This is a genomic window from Streptomyces sp. NPDC059564 (assembly GCF_042735575.1).
Lineage (GTDB): Bacteria > Actinomycetota > Actinomycetes > Streptomycetales > Streptomycetaceae > Streptomyces.
Map to the genome: position 1 here is coordinate 15,749 of NZ_JBHWBP010000063.1, position 16,432 is coordinate 32,180.

Annotated in this window: 15 protein-coding genes; 5 read left to right on the forward strand and 10 right to left on the reverse strand. The window is 70.8% G+C overall.

Translation table 11 applies throughout. The annotated features are described in order from the left end of the window. Positions 1 to 77 precede the first annotated feature (77 nt). The 3 genes from ACFV0Q_RS14275 (at position 78) to ACFV0Q_RS14285 (ending at position 2,397) form a co-directional block, all read left to right on the forward strand. A complete protein-coding gene (locus ACFV0Q_RS14275; RefSeq protein ID WP_385004958.1) occupies positions 78 to 1,322 on the forward strand; it encodes a hypothetical protein in 1,245 nt (414 codons plus the stop codon). Positions 1,323 to 1,590: 268 nt separating this feature from the next. Beyond that, the gene (locus ACFV0Q_RS14280; RefSeq protein WP_385004960.1) at positions 1,591 to 2,118 is read left to right on the forward strand and encodes a DUF4383 domain-containing protein; all 528 of its coding nucleotides are present in this window, start codon (positions 1,591 to 1,593) and stop codon (positions 2,116 to 2,118) included. A gap of 63 nt (positions 2,119 to 2,181) precedes the next feature. Then, positions 2,182 to 2,397 carry a zinc ribbon domain-containing protein gene (locus tag ACFV0Q_RS14285; protein WP_385004962.1) on the forward strand — a complete coding sequence of 72 codons (216 nt, stop codon included), beginning with the start codon at positions 2,182 to 2,184 and terminating at the stop codon, positions 2,395 to 2,397. 11 nt (positions 2,398 to 2,408) lie between these two features. On the opposite strand, the gene ACFV0Q_RS14290 is transcribed toward ACFV0Q_RS14285, so the two are convergent. The 4 genes from ACFV0Q_RS14290 to ACFV0Q_RS14305 are packed head-to-tail and all read right to left on the reverse strand — an operon-like array spanning position 2,409 to position 7,694. Further along, entirely contained in the window at positions 2,409 to 3,068 is a 660-nt protein-coding gene (locus ACFV0Q_RS14290; RefSeq protein WP_385004964.1) for an O-methyltransferase, read from the reverse strand. After that, positions 3,065 to 3,886, reverse strand: coding sequence for an HAD family hydrolase (locus ACFV0Q_RS14295; RefSeq protein ID WP_385004966.1), 822 nt, complete (start codon positions 3,884 to 3,886; stop codon positions 3,065 to 3,067). Before ACFV0Q_RS14295 ends, ACFV0Q_RS14290 begins: the two co-directional genes overlap by 4 nt. Continuing rightward, positions 3,883 to 6,477, reverse strand: coding sequence for a phosphoribosyltransferase (locus ACFV0Q_RS14300; protein WP_385004983.1), 2,595 nt, complete (start codon positions 6,475 to 6,477; stop codon positions 3,883 to 3,885). The genes ACFV0Q_RS14295 and ACFV0Q_RS14300 overlap by 4 nt, the downstream gene beginning before the upstream one ends. A gap of 41 nt (positions 6,478 to 6,518) precedes the next feature. Further along, a complete protein-coding gene (locus ACFV0Q_RS14305; protein WP_385004968.1) occupies positions 6,519 to 7,694 on the reverse strand; it encodes an HpcH/HpaI aldolase/citrate lyase family protein in 1,176 nt (391 codons plus the stop codon). 194 nt (positions 7,695 to 7,888) lie between these two features. On the opposite strand from ACFV0Q_RS14305, the gene ACFV0Q_RS14310 reads away from it, so the two are divergent. After that, the gene (locus tag ACFV0Q_RS14310) at positions 7,889 to 8,689 is read left to right on the forward strand and encodes a TerD family protein (RefSeq protein ID WP_385004985.1); all 801 of its coding nucleotides are present in this window, start codon (positions 7,889 to 7,891) and stop codon (positions 8,687 to 8,689) included. 27 nt (positions 8,690 to 8,716) lie between these two features. On the opposite strand, the gene ACFV0Q_RS14315 is transcribed toward ACFV0Q_RS14310, so the two are convergent. The 6 genes from ACFV0Q_RS14315 to ACFV0Q_RS14340 form a co-directional block, all read right to left on the reverse strand. After that, on the reverse strand, positions 8,717 to 9,460 hold the full coding sequence (locus ACFV0Q_RS14315; RefSeq protein WP_385004970.1) for a Tellurium resistance: 744 nt from the start codon (positions 9,458 to 9,460) through the stop codon (positions 8,717 to 8,719). A 134-nt stretch (positions 9,461 to 9,594) separates the two neighbouring features. After that, the gene (locus ACFV0Q_RS14320) at positions 9,595 to 10,737 is read right to left on the reverse strand and encodes a DUF475 domain-containing protein (protein ID WP_385004972.1); all 1,143 of its coding nucleotides are present in this window, start codon (positions 10,735 to 10,737) and stop codon (positions 9,595 to 9,597) included. A 25-nt stretch (positions 10,738 to 10,762) separates the two neighbouring features. Further along, positions 10,763 to 11,338, reverse strand: coding sequence for a TerD family protein (locus ACFV0Q_RS14325; protein WP_007263892.1), 576 nt, complete (start codon positions 11,336 to 11,338; stop codon positions 10,763 to 10,765). Positions 11,339 to 11,457: 119 nt separating this feature from the next. Further along, complete coding sequence (locus ACFV0Q_RS14330) at positions 11,458 to 12,033, reverse strand: TerD family protein (protein ID WP_385004974.1); 576 nt, start codon at positions 12,031 to 12,033, stop codon at positions 11,458 to 11,460. A 127-nt stretch (positions 12,034 to 12,160) separates the two neighbouring features. Next, positions 12,161 to 12,619, reverse strand: a complete 459-nt coding sequence (locus ACFV0Q_RS14335) for a peroxiredoxin (RefSeq protein WP_385004976.1) — start codon at positions 12,617 to 12,619, stop codon at positions 12,161 to 12,163. Positions 12,620 to 12,761: 142 nt separating this feature from the next. Continuing rightward, a complete protein-coding gene (locus ACFV0Q_RS14340) occupies positions 12,762 to 13,193 on the reverse strand; it encodes a DUF3052 domain-containing protein (protein ID WP_283456717.1) in 432 nt (143 codons plus the stop codon). A gap of 437 nt (positions 13,194 to 13,630) precedes the next feature. Here ACFV0Q_RS14340 and aceE point away from each other — a divergent pair, with 437 nt between their 5' ends. Next, positions 13,631 to 16,363, forward strand: coding sequence for a pyruvate dehydrogenase (acetyl-transferring), homodimeric type (gene aceE, locus ACFV0Q_RS14345; protein WP_385004979.1), 2,733 nt, complete (start codon positions 13,631 to 13,633; stop codon positions 16,361 to 16,363). Positions 16,364 to 16,432: the final 69 nt, after the last annotated feature.

Here is a 16,432-nt window from a genome sequence, read left to right on the forward strand (position 1 = left end):
GCGCACCCCCCACGCAAACCCGTTCCCGTAGGGGAGAATGGACCGGGGCATGGCGGACGCGGCACGGGAGAAGGATTGTGACGACGGCATCCCGGCGGTGGTTCGGCGGGCGGGACGAGAGTCGGCGGGCGGATGCGCAGGCGGCGAAGGATGCCGCCGCGGCCGCGTTCTACGAGCTGGACACCGCGCAGCGGGATCTGCGGATCTCGATCGAGACCATCGCCGCCGCGGACGGGTCGCCCGCCGCCCGGCACGCCACCGAGGGGTTCGCCGCGCTCGGGCAGCGCATCGACCAGGTCAGCAGCGTGTACATCGAGGCGGTCGACGCGCACGACCTGGACCGGGTCGACCTGGAGGGTTCCGCCGCCGCGCAGGCCCGGGAGCAGCTGACCCGGGCGCGGGACGAGCTGGTACGGGTCAAGGGCGAGCTGGAGCGGTTCGCGCAGGGGCTGCAGCCGCTGCTGGACAAGGCGGAGACGCAGCTGGCGCGGGTCGCGCCGGCCCGGGAGCGGGCGAAGGCGGCGCTGCTGGCGGCGAGTGGCGCGCTGGACGCCGCGCGGGCCCAGGGGATGCGGGCCGACGATCTGGCCGCGCGGCTGGCCGCGCTGGGTCCGGAGCTGACCAAGCTGAACCAGGGGGCCGCCCAGCACGGGGTCCAGGCGACCGTGCAGCGCGCCGACCGGATCCTGCGGGACGCGGAGGCGGTACGGGCCGAGGCGGCGCGGCTGCCGGAGCGGGCCGCGGAGATCGACCGGCGGCTGGTGAGCCTGCGGACCCGGGCCCAGGCGCTGCGCAACCGGGCGGACCGGGTGGACCCGGTGCTCAGCGAGCTGAGGCGCCGGTTCAGTGCGGCGTGCTGGCAGGACCTTCAGCACGTCCCCGACCAGGCGATACGGGACGTCGCGCGGGCGGAGGACCGGCTCGGGGAGGCCGGCCGGGCGCGGGAGGAACAGCGCTGGGCCGACGTAGGAACGCTCCTGGAAGCGGTGCGGACCTCGCTGGACGCGACCGATGAGGCGGTGTCGGCCGCGCAGGACCGGCTCACGCGGCTGGAGGCCGTGGCGCGGGATCCGAAGGCGGAGGTGGAGCGGACCCGGTTCGCGATCCGGGACGCGCAGCGGCTGGCGATGGCTGGCCGCAGCGTGCCCGATCCGCGGCACGCGCGTCCGCTGGACGAATCGGTGGCGCGGGTGGAGCGGGCCCTGGCGGGGCTGGAGGGGCGGCATCCGGACTACTGGGCGTTCCTGCTGGAGATGGAGGACGTACGGGGCGCGGTGACCCGGGTGGTGAACGGAATCCGGTCGGAGCGCGGCCAGGGCTGAGGCGCCCCCGCCCGGGTTGTCGCGGGGGACGTGGCGGCGGATGCTGGGAGGGGCGGGGGACGGAGCAGAGGAGGGCGCAATGGCTGCCCACACTTCCCACAGGCCGCCTCGTGCGCCCCATGAACCGCTGGAATCCCCGGAATCCCCGGTACCTCATGGGTCCTACGCTCCGCATGCGGCCTACGGGTGCCACGAAGCCCATGACAACTACGCGCCCTACACGCCCCATGAGCCGTATCCGACCACCGCGCCCCAGCACTCCGACCTCATGCGGCGCCTCCTGCATCCCGTCAACGCCAAGCTCGACGAGCACCTGCCCAGCGATCACAAGCTCAGCAAGGTCTACCGGGTCGGCGCCGGCCTGACGGGCCTGCTGCTGGTCGTCTTCGGGATCCTGGGCCTCGTGCACCGCATCGGGTTCTTCGACACCGGCGGTGACACGGTGCTCGCCCTGAACACCAACGGCTCGCTGAGCATCCTGTCGATCTGCATCGGGGGGTTGCTCTTCGCGGGAATGGTGATCGGCGGAACCTTTGCCTCCACCCTGAACATCGTGCTCGGGCTGCTGTTCATCGCGAGCGGGTTCGTGAACCTCGCCCTGCTCGACACCCAGCTGAACTTCCTCGCCTTCCGCATGCCGAACGTGCTGTTCAGCTTCGTCGTCGGCGTGATGCTGATGTGGTTCGGGATGTACGGGCGGATCGGCAGCGCCCTGCCGCACGACAACCCGTACTGGCGCGCCCGCCACCCCGAGCAGGCGGACCGGGAGCCCCTGGCGCACCAGGGCGGCGGCTAGGAGCCGGCCCGGTCCCCCGTCGTGGCGCTTCCCGCGCGGCGGCGGGCTGCGTAGCCTGTGCGCATGCCTCGTTACGAATACCGCTGCCGGACCTGCGACGACACCTTCGAGCTCAGCCGGCCGATGGCCGAGTCGGGTGCGCCCGCCGACTGCCCGGCCGGGCACGCCGACACCGTCAAGCTGCTCTCCGCCGTCGCCGTCGGCGGGACCAGCAGCGCCCCCGCGCCCGCCGCGGCGATGGGTGGAGGCGGCTGCTGCGGCGGCGGGGCCTGCGGCTGACCCTGTAACGGCTAGCGCTTGCGCGAGAGCGTGATGCCGTCCGAGATGGCCAGCAGGACGGACTCCATGCGGGTGTCCGCCCCGACGTGGTCGTTGAACGCGCGGACGCTCGCCCCCCGGCTCGCCGGCGACTCGTCGAGGACCGTCCCGTGGAAGAGCGTGTTGTCCGTGACGATCAGCCCGCCCGGGCGCAGCCTCGGCACGAGCTCCTCCCAGTAGAGGATCTGGCTCTGCTTGTCCGCGTCCACGTACGCCAGGTCGATGTGCGGTTCGGCCGGCATCGCGCGGAGCGTGTCCAGGGCCGGGGCGATGCGCAGGTCGATGCGGTCGGCGACGCCCGCCGCCTCCCACGCCTCGCGGCCGTAGCGCGTCCACTCCTCCGACACGTCGCAGGCGATCAGGCGGCCGTCGGCCGGCAGGGCCTGGGCCATCGACAGGGCGGAGAAGCCGGTGAAGGTGCCGACCTCCACGACGTGGCGGGCGCCGGTCAGCCGGACGAGGAAGGCCAGCAGCGGCCCCTGCTCCTCGGCGGACTGCATCCCGGCCGAGTCCGGGAACTTCTCCCAGGTGGTCGCGATCAGCCCCCGCTGGACCTCGTCCAGCGGGGGGTTGTGCGCGAGGACGTAGGCGTAGAGCTCGTCGGTGATCTTGGTGCTGTTGCCCTTGGTCATGCGCTCAGTGTCGCAACCGCCCTGCCCAGTTCGCGGACGATCTCCTCACCGGCGAGTACCCCGACGGTGGTCAGGGCCGTCACCGAGGGCGCCGTCCACGCCGCGTCGGCGAGTTCCCCGTGGCCCGGCCGCCAGGCCCGGTCCGCCGCGAGCAGCAGGTCGGCGTCGAGCAGGGAGTCGCCCGCGGCCAGGGTGCTGGTGGCGCCGGTGCGCCGGGCCACCTCGCGCATCGCCGCGCTCTTGGTCAGCGGACGCGGGACGGCGTAGATCTTGCGGCCCTGGAGCGAGACGGTCCAGCCGCGCGCGTCCGCCCACTCGGTGAGGGCCTTGAGCCACTCGTCGGGGACCAGCGCCCGCTCGACGACCAGGTAGACGAAGAGGTCCTCCGCCACCCGCGTCTTGCGCAGCCACGCCGGGTCGGACACGGACAGCAGGTGGGCGTGCACCTCCTCCAGGGGGGCGCACTCCCGCGCGAGCCGGGTCGCGACCGCGCGCCGCCAGTCCCGGTCCGGCACCCCGTCGACCAGCAGCTGTCCGCCGTTGGCGCAGATCGCGTACCGGGCCGGCGGGCCGGGGAAGCGGATGCGCTGGTACTGCTTGCGCGTGCGGGTGGTGGTCGGGACGAAGACGGCGGAGGGGTCGGCGGCGAGCGCCGCCAGCAGGCCGGCGGCCGTCTCCGTCATGTACGACAGCGGCCTGCTCTCGTGCACCTCGACGCACAGCAGCCGCGGGGCCTGGGCGTCGGGCATGGTCAGGCCGAGGGCGGCCGCCGAGTAGATGAGGGTGCGGTCGAGGTCACTGGCTACGAGGACGGTCACTTGGCGGCCACGGCCTTTCCGTCGGCGCCCGTGGCGCCGCGCGTGTATCGGGGGTGGATGAGTCCCACGCACGTGTAGGGCAGCCCGTCGACCTCCTCGACCGGCACCCCCCGCTGCTCCGCGAGCAGGCGTACGTGGTCCAGGTCGGAGCCGGCTCCGCGCTGGGCCAGGATCTTCCACGGGACGCGGCGCAGCAGCACCCGGGTGGTCTCGCCGACGCCGGGCTTGACCAGGTTCACGTCGTGGATGCCGTACTCCTCGCTGATCCGCTCCACCGCCGCCCAGCCCACCCAGGTGGGGGTCCGGTCGGCCGCGAGCAGTTCCTTGACCTCGTCGTCCACGGCGTCGGCGACGGCGTCGAAGTGCGCGGCGACGGCGTCGACGAAGCCGGTGGAGACGTCGGCTCCGGCGAGCTCCCGGTAGAACTTCGCACCGTGGAAGTCGGCGGGACCGACCAGGTCCGACCTGAGCACCGTACGCGAGACCAGGCCGGAGACCGTGGAGTTCAGGCAGGCGGAGGGGATCAGGAAGTCCTCGCGGGTGCCGTACGTCCGCACGCAGGAGCCCGGGTCGGCGAGGACGACGATCTCCGGGTTGAAGCCCTCGAAGGCGGACAGGGCTTCGCGCAGCTCGCGCGTGATGGCGCCCTTGCCGGTCCAGCCGTCGACGAAGACGACGTCGGCCGGGTCGTGGTGGGCGGCCAGCCAGCGCAGCGCGTTGGTGTCGATGCCGCGGCCGCGCACGATGGAGACGGCGTAGTGCGGCAGGTCCAGGCCGTGCCGGGCGGCGGCCCAGCGGCGCATCAGCACGCCGACGGGCGTTCCGGCGCGGGCCAGGGAGACCAGTACGGGGGCCGGGGAGCGCTCGGCGAGCACGGTCTCGGTGACGGTTCCGACCGCCCGGGCCATCCGGGCGGCGGAGGCGTTCAGGGCGCTGCGGTAGAGCTCCTGGTAGGCCTCGGAGGGCTGGTACTCCACCGGCAGGGACTCGGCGTAGTGGGCGCCGCCCGCCTGGATGGCCTCCTCGCGTTCCTCGGTCGGGGCCTCCAGTTCGACGCCGGAGAGGTCCTGGAGCAGCCAGCCGACGTCCTCGGGGGCGTACGAGGAGAAGGCCGGCCCGCGCAGCGGCTCGGCCAGGGCGGGCTCGGACATGATCGGCTCCTGCCGGTCGGGGGCGTGCGGGGAGGTCTCACGGGCCGGGGCGTACGAGGGGACGACGGCCAGCAGGACCCGGCCGGCGTGCGGGACGAGGGCCGCGAGCAGACCCGTACGCAGCTCGGGGGTGTCCCCGACGGAGTCCACGACGGCGACGACGGTGTCGAAGCCCGCGCCCTCGACGTTGTAGGCGTACCGGTCGCCGGGGCCGTCGGCCGGGGCGTCGTGGGCGGGGAAGACCAGCCGGGTGCGGATGGCGTAGCCGGGGTCGTCGACGGCCAGCACGGGTGAGCGGGTCGTGGTGGAGAAGCGCACCTCGGCGGCGGCCCCGGACTCCTCCAGGGCCAGCGCGAGCCGCAGCGGCGCGTACATCAGCTCTTCGTTGCCGAGTACGAGGACACGTCCGGGCGCCTCGCCCAGCGCGGCCGCGAGCTGCCCGGCGAGGTGCGGAACCGCCGCCTCCAGAGCTGCGCGGTGCGCGGCGGTGAATCCGTGCCGGCCCCCGTCGGGGACGCCGGCCGGCCAGTCGAGCGGGACGCGGGTGACCGGCTGCGGGCCGTCCGCCGGGGGAAGGGCGGGTCTGGCCTTCGCCGCTCGGCGACCGCGCCCCGGACCCCCGCCGTCGCCGTGCCGGACTCCCCCGCAGAGGTTGAAGGCCACGCCCCCGGCCGGGGGCGCCGCCGCCTCGTACTCCTCGACCAGCGCCTGCCCCCTGGCCAGGACGCCCTCCGGGAGGGAGACCGTCCCGGAGGCGAGGGCGATCAGGTCGACGCGGGCGCCGAGCCCGTCGGCGAAGGCGGTCAGCCGGTCGCGGTCGGCGGCCGAGCGCATGTCGACGAGGGCGACGACCACGTAGTGGCCGCGCGGGTGGCGGGCGTGCAGGTCGCGGATGGTGTTCAGGACCGTGTTGCCGGTGGAGAACTCGTCGTCCACCAGGACCAGGGGCCCGCTGCCCGCCAGCAGCTCCGGGTCCTCGGGCAGCAGCAGGTGCGAGGTGGCGTGCGAGTGGGCCTCCTCGAAGCCGCCCGCGGGCTCCAGTCCCGGCACGGGCCGGCGCGTGGAGTGCAGGTAGGGCGCGGTGCCGAGGCCGTCGGCGACGCAGTGGCCGAGGCCGGTCGCGGTCTCGGCGTACCCGAGGACCACCGCCGAGGCGGCCGCCTCCTCGCCGAGCAGGGCCCGTACCCGCAGGCCGAGGCCGTGTCCGGCGGCGTGGACCACCGCCGGGGACTGCGGGACGTGCTTGCCCAGCACCCGGGAGACCAGCAGGTGGGCCCGCTTGGGGTTGCGCCGCAGGGCGAGTCCGAGCAGGGAGTCGAGGCGTGGCGCCGCCGGGTCGCCGCCCTCATCCAGGCTGACGCCCAGCCGGTCCGCGACCCACTCTCCCGACCACACCTCGTCGATCGTCTTCCCCTTCAGCGTCGAGCCCGTCGGGCCCATCGGGTCCCTGCGGTCCATCGGGTCCTTGTCCATCGGGCGGCTCACACCTGGAGCCCGGCCGTGAGCAGGTCGACGAAGCCGACCTCTTCCTTCGCCACACCGAAGACCTCGGCGCGCAGCATGGTGCGCTCGGCCCAGGCCCGGTGGGGCTTCACCTCGTTCATCTTGTTCGTGTAGGCCGAACGCATGACTCCGCCGCCGCCCCGCTCGGGCCGCAGGATGTCCTGGGCGTCGCTGAACTCCTCGTGCGAGACCACCGACAGGGCGTGGACGGGCGTGACGTGCGCCGGGTGGATGCAGGTCTTGCCGAGCAGGCCGTTGGCCCGGTCGAGTTCGATCTCGCGGAGCAGCCCGTCCAGGTCGTGCTCGATCAGGGCGGTGCGCAGCTCCTCCACGCCCTCCGCGAGGAAGGGGCTGCGGCGCAGCTGGGGCTTGAAGAGGCGCTGCTGGCTGCGGAAGTACTCCCACACCGGGCCGGTGACGGTGAAGCCGGTGCCGTCGGCGCGGCTGAGGACGTTGACGACGTCGGCGATGACGCCGGCCACGATCTGGACGTCGTAGGCGGTCATGTCGGGGGTGCGGCGCAGTCCGTATACGGAGCAGAAGTCGGTGACGCCGAGCCGCAGGGCCAGGACCCGCTCGCGGTAGCGGTTCACGGTGCGCGAGATCCCGGCGAGGGTCTCGACGCGGGTCTCCAGGTGGAGGAGGTCGGGGGTTTCCAGGACGGGCATCGCGTACAGCCGGGGCAGGCCGGAGGCGGCTTCCGCGTCGGCGACGGCGTCGAGGAAGGCCGTTCCGCGGCTTTCGGTGAATTTGGGGAGTACGAATCCGGCCAGGTGCCGGACGGGTCCGCCGAGTCGGCGCACGAGGTCGGGTATCTGCTCGGGGGTGCGGACGCGGATGAAGAGGAGGGGGAGCCCGGCGGTGCCCGCGGGGTCGGCGTCGAGGGCCGCGAACTGCCGGACGAGGTTCTCCTCGCCGCCCAGGACGTCGGAGTCGCTGATGGAATCCTCCAGGCAGAGGACCATCGAGACGACTCCGCGGGCCGCCTGCTTGCGGATGTCGGCGGCCAGCTGCGGCCGGGTGGCGGGGCTGTAGAGGGTCGCCCCGAGCGCGGCGGCCAGCGTCCGGGTAGGCGAGGAGAGGGAGAACTCCGCCGGTTCCTGGTGGAAGAGGTCCTTGCGGACGGTGGGCGATATGTGCCCGAAGTGACGCATGTGCTTCCCCCGTACTGCCTCGGCGGCCCAACTGGCGTGGCCGGTAATAGTACGTACGAACAGGAGTCAAGAGTTCCTCAAGCACATGAAGTTCCGGTAACCCTCTTGCACCATGCCCAGCTCTCGCGTTCGGGACAAGGCCCTACGGGGGGCCGCATTGTCCCGGTCCCGTCCGGGAGGGCAGGATGACGGGCATGACGCACGCGATGCAGAAGGGCTCGAACATCCCGGTGGCCGCCGTGGCGGTCCGGGCGGTGCTGCGCTGGACCACCGGCACCGAGGTGCCGGACGTGGACGCCTCCGCACTGCTCGTGGGCGCGGACGGGCGCGTGCGCTCGGACGAGGACTTCGTGTTCTACAACCAGCCCCGGCACCCCTCGGGCGCGGTCTGGCGACTGGGCAAGAAGCAGCTCGGCGACGGGGTCACCGACGCGGTCCAGGCGGACCTGCGCGCGGTCACCCCGGCGGTGGACCGGATCCTGGTGGTGGCCTCCGCCGAGGACGTCCCGTTCCAGCGGGTCCGGGACCTGCGGATCCTGCTCTACGACGCCACCCCGGGCGGCGGCCCCGAGCCGCTGGCCTACTTCGACGTCCGCCCCGAGACCGGCGCCGAGACGGCCCTGATCTGCGGGGAGCTGTACCGCAGGGGCGAGGGGTGGAAGTTCCGCGCGCTGGGCGAGGGCTACTCCGACGGGCTCGTGGGGCTGGCGACCGACCACGGGATCTCCGTCGACGAGAACGCCGCCGAACCCGGCCCCGACGCCGGCCGGCCGGAGCCCGCGGCGGGCGGGCCCGCCGACGACCGGACCGCGGCCATGAGCCCGCCCGTCCCCGTACCGCCCGCGCCGCCCACCCAGGCCCCGCCGGCCGTCCAGCCCGCCTACGGGTACCCGCAGCCGGTCTCCCCGGCCCCGGTGCCCGCTCCGGCGCCGGCCCCGGGCGGGGACCCGTCCTTCCGGCTGCCGGTGCAGGGTCCCCAGTTCATCCGCCGCTGAGTCGCGCCGCCCCGCCGGGGGCCCCGGTCAGGCCTTGGTGCTCTTGTAGCCCCGCCCCCACTGGAGCCCCCAGCCGTACAGCCGGTCGAGCTCGGCCTGGAACCCGTAGACGAACTTCACCTCGCGGCGGACGATCAGCTCGCCCTTGACGTTCGCCAGCGAGACGACGGCGCAGGAGCGGGCCTGCGGCTGCCGTTCGTCCAGCGGGATCTCGATCCTCGGCCCGGCGGTCGGGTAGAGGGTGACCATGGCGTGCGTCCGGTCGAAGGCCGGGGTCTGGTCGTAGATGTAGACGAAGACGAGCAGCCGCTTGATCTCGTCGGCGTGGTCGAGGTTGATGTAGAGCGTCTCCCCGGAGCCCGAGCCGAAGCGGTCGTCGCCGCTGAGCTTGACGTACGGCGGGTCGTTGAGGTCGCCCAGCAGGTTGCCCAGCGGCTGTACGGCGCCCCGGGTGCCGTCGGTCAGCTCGTAGAGGCAGCCCATGTCCAGGTCGACGTTGACCATGCCCTGGGTGTGGGCCTGCACCATGTCGGGCTTGAACAGCTTGAACGGATGCCGGAACAGCTGCCCGCTCTGGCCCGCCGAGCGGCCGCCGATGTCGGAGGTGCGCATCCGCCAGGAGAGGTTCACGCGCAGATTGCCGTGTACCGCCTGCTGACGGGTGAGCGACACCGTCGACTGCCGCCTGGTCAGCTCGATCGCGTTCGACGAGGCCTGGCCCGAGTCGAACCCCATGGCGCGCGCGCCCCTGATCCCGTCGAAGAACCCCATGTTCCAACCCCCCAGGTCGGTCCGTGCGTGCACCGGATGTGCGGCGGGGCGGCCGCGCGGTCCGATGGATCCGCGCGACCGCCCCGTCAAAACCGAAACGGTTCTGTGGAAAGCGTTCCGCAATCAGGGCCGGGTCACACCCCCGCCCCGACCTCCGCCTGCTCGCCGTCCCCGCCGCCGCCCTCGGCGGCCAGGCGGTTGTTGCGGCGCACCGAGGACCAGAAGGACCAGGCGATGAGCACGACGCCGACGAGACCGGTGATGAACTCACTGATCTCGTACTGGATGGTGACCAGCAGGATCACGGCGAGCGCGCCGATGGCGTAGTGCGCGCCGTGCTCCAGGTAGACGTAGTCGTCGAGGGTGCCCTGGCGGACCAGGTAGACCGTCAGCGAACGGACGTACATGGCACCGATGCCGAGGCCGAGGGCCATGAGCACGATGTCGTTGGTGATGGCGAAGGCGCCGATGACCCCGTCGAAGGAGAAGGAGGCGTCGAGGACTTCGAGGTAGAGGAACATGAAGAACGCGGCCTTGCCGGCCATGACGACGGCCGGGACGGCCTTGCCGCTCCGCTTGGCCTCTTCCTCCGCCTCGTGCTCGGCCTCCTCCTCTTCCTCGAGCCTGTTCTCGAAGTAGCCCGAGAGGCCGCCGACGATCATGTAGGTGATCAGGCCGAGGACGCCGGAGACCAGGACGGTCTGCGCCTTGTCCACGTGGACACCGCCGTGCTGGTGGGCGTTGGCGGCGAAGGTCATCGAGGTGATGACCAGGACGATCAGCGCGATGCACGCGGACAGCATGTCGATCTTGCCGAGCTTGGCGAGCGGGCGCTCCAGCCAGGCGAGCCACTTGATGTCACGGTCCTCGAAGATGAAGTCGAGGAAGATCATCAGCAGGAACATGCCGCCGAAGGCCGCGATGGACGGGTGAGCGTCCGTGACCAGCTGCTGGTACATGTCCTTGTCGTTCATGGCGAGATCGACGGCCTCGATGGGCCCGATCTTCGCGCTGATCGCCACGATGACCACGGGGAAGACCAGCCGCATCCCGAACACGGCGATGAGGACACCGACGGTGAGGAAGATCTTCTGCCAGAAGGCATTCATCTTCTTCAGGATTCCGGCGTTGACCACCGCATTGTCGAAGGACACCGAGATCTCGAGGACCGACAGGATGGCCACGATCCCAAATGCGGGCCATCCCCCATAGAACACCGCTGCGACCAGACCGAGCGCAGTGATTGCGAACGACCAGCCGAAGGTTTTGAGAACCACTGGCACCCCATCGTCTTGTACGGCTTTACGAAACGTTGACCCCGAAGTCTAGAGCGATGCCCCGGAGCCCCGACGCGTACCCCTGCCCTACCGCACGGAACTTCCATTCCCCGCCGTACCGGTAGACCTCGCCGAAGATCATCGCCGTCTCGCTGGAGGCGTCCTCGGTCAGGTCGTAGCGGGCCAGTTCCTGGTCGTCCGCCATGTTCACCACACGGATGAAGGCGTTGCTCACCTGGCCGAAGCTCTGCCGGCGGCTGTCCGCCTCGTGGATCGAGACCGGGAAGACGATCTTGTCGACCTGGGCCGGGACCTTGGTGAGGTCGATGATGATCGACTCGTCGTCGCCTTCACCCTCGCCGGTGAGGTTGTCCCCGGTGTGTTCGACGGAGCCCTCGGGGCTCTTGAGGTTGTTGTAGAACACGAAGTACTCGTCCCCGAGCACGCGGCCGCTGTTGCACAGCAGCGCGCTGGCGTCGAGGTCGAAGTCCGCCCCCGTGGTCGAGCGCGCGTCCCATCCGAGACCGACCAGAACCCGGGTGAGGTTAGGTGCGGCCTTGGACAGGGAGACGTTGCCCCCCTTGGCGAGTGTGACGCCCATGATGTGGTCCTCCCCGGACGACGTGGTGATGGTGACACGGCCACCGGCAATGGTGGCAAAGCCGGACCGGCGCCGTACACACAGGTGCACGGCGCCGGTCGGACGGACTGCTCTCGGACTCAGACGTTGACGCCGAAGTCCTGCGCGATGCCGCGCAGGCCCGAGGCGTAGCCCTGGCCGATGGCGCGGAACTTCCACTCCGCGCCGTTGCGGTACAGCTCGCCGAAGACCATGGCGGTCTCGGTCGAGGCGTCCTCGGAGAGGTCGTAGCGGGCGAGCTCGCTGTTGTCGGCCTGGTTCACGACGCGGATGTACGCGTTGCGGACCTGGCCGAAGCTCTGCTGGCGGCTCTCGGCCTCGTAGATCGAGACGGGGAAGACGATCTTGGCGACATCGGAAGGAACACCGACGAGGTTGACCTTGATGGCCTCGTCGTCGCCCTCGCCCTCACCGGTGGTGTTGTCACCGGTGTGCTCGACCGAACCGTCCGGGCTCTTCAGGTTGTTGAAGAACACGAAGTTCGAGTCGTTGGCGACCTTGCCCTGGTCGTTGGTCAGGATCGCGCTGGCGTCGAGGTCGAAGTCGACGCCGGTGGTGGTGCGAGCGTCCCAGCCCAGACCGACGATGACCGCCGTCAGGTTAGGCGCGGCCTTGGTCAGCGAGACGTTGCCGCCCTTGCTGAGGCTGACTCCCACAGGTCCTCCATTGGTATGTGTGTGGGGCGGAGCCCCGTCGTGCGGTTGCTACCTGGATCAACGCTTCGATCCTAGTGACGGGTTCCCGCCCGCAGGCGGTTTTCCGGCGACGGACCCGCGCGAGCCCTCAGAGGCTGTCGAGGGCCTGGATGTACTCGTTCAGGTCACGTGCGTCGGGCAGCCCGTTGACGACGGTCCAGCGCACGATGCCGTCCTTGTCGATGACGAAGGTGCCGCGGACCGCGCAGCCCTTGTCCTCGTCGAAGACGCCGTAGGCGCGGGAGGTCTCGCCGTGCGGCCAGAAGTCGGACAGCAGCGGGTAGTCCAGGTTCTCCTGCTCGGCGAAGACCCGCAGGGTCGGCACGGAGTCGTTGGAGACGGCCAGGAGCTGCACGTCGTCGTTCTGGAACCGGGGCAGGTGGTCGCGCAGCTCGCACAGCTCGCCGGTGCAGACGCCGGTGAAGGCGAACGGGTAGAAGAGGAGCACCACGGCCTTCTCCCCCCGGAAGTCGGAGAGCCGCACGGTGGCGCCGTGGTTGTCCTTGAGCTCGAAGTCCGGGGCCTTGTTTCCGACCTCGATCGCCATCTTTCGCATCCCTTCCTCGGCCGTTCGGGTGGGGCCCAGCCTAGGCGAGGCCCGGGCGGGACCGTACGCGCGCGGGTGCGGAAACCGCAGAAACCCCGCCGGCTGGGGCCGACGGGGTTCATCCGGTTGTCTGGGCGCGTGGCTAGCGCTTGGACTTGGCGGCCTTGGGGGTCACCAGCTTGCTGGCGGCCCACTCCTTGCCGACGCTGACGCTCTTCGTCTGCGCCAGGCCCGCCGTCTGGGCGGCCTCGCTGATGTCGCTGGCCTCGACGTAACCGGGACGACCGGTCTTGGGGGTCAGCAGCAGGATCAGTGCGCCGTCCTCCACCAAGTTGATGGAGTCGACCAGCGTGTCCGTCAGATCGCCGTCTTCGTCCCGGAACCAGAGCAGCACCGCATCGGCGACGTCGTCGTACTCCTCGTCGACGAGGTCGCTGCCGATGTGATCCTCGATGGCCTCACGGAATTCCTGATCGACGTCGTCGTCGTAGCCGATCTCCTGGACCACCTGTTCGGACTCGAAACCCAGCCTGGAAACCAGACTGGTCTCCGCGTGGTCCGCGGTCGCGCTCACGGGGTGCCTCCTGCTCATGTTCGGTGAATGTCTTTCGGCGGCGCGCGTACGCGCAGCATTGGGCGTAGTCCACACGGGCGCGGCGGATCGCGCAAGTACCCGGCCGCCGAGACCGTCGAAACGGTGACGATTGCGGCCGTCTCGCCGCAACTTTCAGGCTTCCCCGGCGCACCACCCGTGATTCATCCCACACCATTCCAGCTCATTCAGCATCGCATGAGGACTTTCCTACCTGTTTGAGGGACGAACGGCCTTACGAACCCCGTGATCGTCCTGGGCGTAAGGTTGCGATTTGGCCCGACCCCCGGCAAGGCCGGGCGGCCGCTCCTTCCCCGCTCCAGGTGTTACCCAGTGGTAGAGGTGAAGATTTCGGCCGAGCGTAAGACCATGGGAGGCGGCGACCCAAGGCACGACTCCCCCGACAGCGAAGGAACAGCGTGGCTTCCGCATCCGATCGCAATCCGATCATCATTGGTGGCCTGCCGAGTCAGGTCCCGGACTTCGATCCGGAGGAGACGCAGGAGTGGCTCGACTCCCTGGACGCCGCCATCGACGAGCGCGGCCGTGAACGGGCCCGCTACCTGATGCTGCGCCTGATCGAGCGGGCCCGCGAGAAGCGCGTGGCCGTGCCCGAGATGCGCTCCACGGACTACGTCAACACGATCGCCACCAAGGACGAGCCGTTCTTCCCCGGCAACGAGGAGATCGAGCGCAAGGTCCTGAACGCCACCCGGTGGAACGCGGCCGTCATGGTCTCGCGCGCCCAGCGTCCCGGCATCGGCGTCGGCGGCCACATCGCGACCTTCGCCTCCTCCGCCTCCCTCTACGACGTGGGCTTCAACCACTTCTTCCGGGGCAAGGACGAGGGCGACGGCGGCGACCAGATCTTCTTCCAGGGCCACGCCTCGCCCGGTATCTACGCCCGCGCCTACCTCCTGGACCGGCTCTCCGAGCAGCAGCTCGACGCGTTCCGGCAGGAGAAGTCGAAGGCCCCGTACGGTCTGTCCAGCTACCCGCACCCGCGGCTGATGCCGGACTTCTGGGAGTTCCCGACCGTCTCGATGGGCCTCGGCCCGCTCGGTGCGATCTACCAGGCGCGGATGAACCGCTACATGGAGGCGCGCGGGATCGCCGACACTTCGAAGTCACACGTGTGGGCGTACCTCGGCGACGGCGAGATGGACGAGCCGGAGTCGCTCGGCCAGCTGTCCATCGCCGCCCGCGAGGGCCTGGACAACCTGACCTTCGTGGTGAACTGCAACCTGCAGCGCCTCGACGGCCCGGTCCGCGGCAACGGCAAGATCATCCAGGAGCTGGAGTCGCAGTTCCGCGGCGCCGGCTGGAACGTCATCAAGCTGATCTGGGACCGTTCCTGGGACCCGCTGCTGGCCCAGGACCGCGACGGCATCCTGGTCAACAAGATGAACTCCACCCCGGACGGGCAGTTCCAGACGTACGCCACCGAGTCCGGCGCGTACGTCCGCGAGCACTTCTTCGGCGGTGACCAGCGGCTGCGCACGATGGTCGAGAACATGAGCGACCAGCAGATCCAGCACCTGGGCCGCGGCGGTCACGACCACAAGAAGGTCTACGCGGCCTACGCGGCGGCCAAGGCCCACAAGGGCCAGCCGACGGTGATCCTGGCGCAGACGGTCAAGGGCTGGACGCTGGGCCCCAACTTCGAGGGCCGCAACGCCACGCACCAGATGAAGAAGCTGACGGTCGACGACCTCAAGCGCTTCCGCGACCGCCTGCACATCCCGGTCACGGACGCGCAGCTGGAGGGCGGCGCGCCGCCGTACTACCACCCGGGCCGCAACTCGCCCGAGATCCAGTACATGCACGACCGGCGCAGCGCGCTGGGCGGCTACGTGCCGACCCGCGTGGTGCGCGCGAAGCCGCTGCAGCTGCCGGGCGACGCGACGTACGCGGCCGCCAAGAAGGGCTCGGGGCACCAGTCGATCGCCACGACCATGGCCTTCGTCCGGATCCTGAAGGACCTGATGCGGGACAAGGAGATCGGCCGACGCTTCGTGCTGATCGCGCCCGACGAGTACCGCACCTTCGGCATGGACGCGTTCTTCCCGAGCGCCAAGATCTACAACCCGCTCGGCCAGCAGTACGAGGCGGTCGACCGCGACCTGCTGCTCGCGTACAAGGAGTCCCCGACCGGCCAGATGCTGCACGACGGCATCTCGGAGGCGGGCTGCACGGCCTCGCTGATCGCCGCGGGTTCGGCGTACGCGACGCACGGCGAGCCGCTGATCCCGGTCTACGTCTTCTACTCGATGTTCGGTTTCCAGCGCACCGGTGACCAGTTCTGGCAGATGGCCGACCAGCTGGCGCGCGGTTTCGTCCTCGGCGCGACCGCCGGCCGGACCACCCTGACGGGTGAGGGCCTTCAGCACGCCGACGGTCACTCCCAGCTGCTGGCGTCGACCAACCCGGGCTGCGTGGCGTACGACCCGGCCTACGGCTACGAGATCGCGCACATCGTCAAGGACGGTCTGCGGCGGATGTACGGTCCGGACGCCGAGGACGTCTTCTACTACCTGACGGTCTACAACGAGCCGATCCAGCACCCGGCCGAGCCGGCCGGCGTGGACGTGGACGGCATCCTCAAGGGCATCCACCGGGTCTCCGAGGGCACGGACGGTGCGATCGGGGCGCAGATCCTGGCCTCGGGCGTGGCGGTGCCGTGGGCGCTGGAGGCGCAGCGGATCCTGGCGGCCGACTGGAACGTACGGGCGGACGTCTGGTCGGCGACCTCCTGGAACGAGCTGCGCCGCGAGGCCGTCGAGGTGGACCGGCACAACCTGCTCCACCCGGAGGAGGACCAGCGCGTTCCGTACGTGACCCGGAAGCTGTCGGGCGCGGAGGGGCCGTTCGTGGCGGTCTCGGACTGGATGCGCTCGGTGCCGGACCAGATCGCGCGCTGGGTGCCGGGGACGTACACCTCGCTGGGCGCTGACGGCTTCGGCTTCGCCGACACGCGCGGCGCCGCGCGGCGCTTCTTCCACATCGACGCCCAGTCGGTGGTCCTGGCGACGCTCACCGAGCTGGCCCGTGAGGGCAAGATCGACCGCTCGGTGCTGAAGCAGGCGGTCGACCGGTACCAGCTGCTGGACGTCACCGCGGCCGACCCGGGCGCGGCGGGCGGCGACGCGTAACCGTCACTCGTGGGTGGGGGGGGGGGGGGATTTGTGCCCCCCCGCCCAAAAAAATGTTTTAACTTGGTT

Coding starts and splice junctions, on each gene's coding strand:
- ACFV0Q_RS14280 (WP_385004960.1), top strand. CDS start 1,591: ATGCGGCGCCTCCTGCATCCCGTCAACGCCAAGCTCGACGAGCACCTG.
- ACFV0Q_RS14285 (WP_385004962.1), top strand. CDS start 2,182: ATGCCTCGTTACGAATACCGCTGCCGGACCTGCGACGACACCTTCGAG.
- ACFV0Q_RS14290 (WP_385004964.1), bottom strand. CDS start 3,068: ATGACCAAGGGCAACAGCACCAAGATCACCGACGAGCTCTACGCCTAC.
- ACFV0Q_RS14300 (WP_385004983.1), bottom strand. CDS start 6,477: ATGGGCCCGACGGGCTCGACGCTGAAGGGGAAGACGATCGACGAGGTG.
- ACFV0Q_RS14305 (WP_385004968.1), bottom strand. CDS start 7,694: ATGCGTCACTTCGGGCACATATCGCCCACCGTCCGCAAGGACCTCTTC.
- ACFV0Q_RS14310 (WP_385004985.1), top strand. CDS start 7,889: ATGACGCACGCGATGCAGAAGGGCTCGAACATCCCGGTGGCCGCCGTG.
- ACFV0Q_RS14315 (WP_385004970.1), bottom strand. CDS start 9,460: ATGGGGTTCTTCGACGGGATCAGGGGCGCGCGCGCCATGGGGTTCGAC.
- ACFV0Q_RS14325 (WP_007263892.1), bottom strand. CDS start 11,338: ATGGGCGTCACACTCGCCAAGGGGGGCAACGTCTCCCTGTCCAAGGCC.
- ACFV0Q_RS14335 (WP_385004976.1), bottom strand. CDS start 12,619: ATGGCGATCGAGGTCGGAAACAAGGCCCCGGACTTCGAGCTCAAGGAC.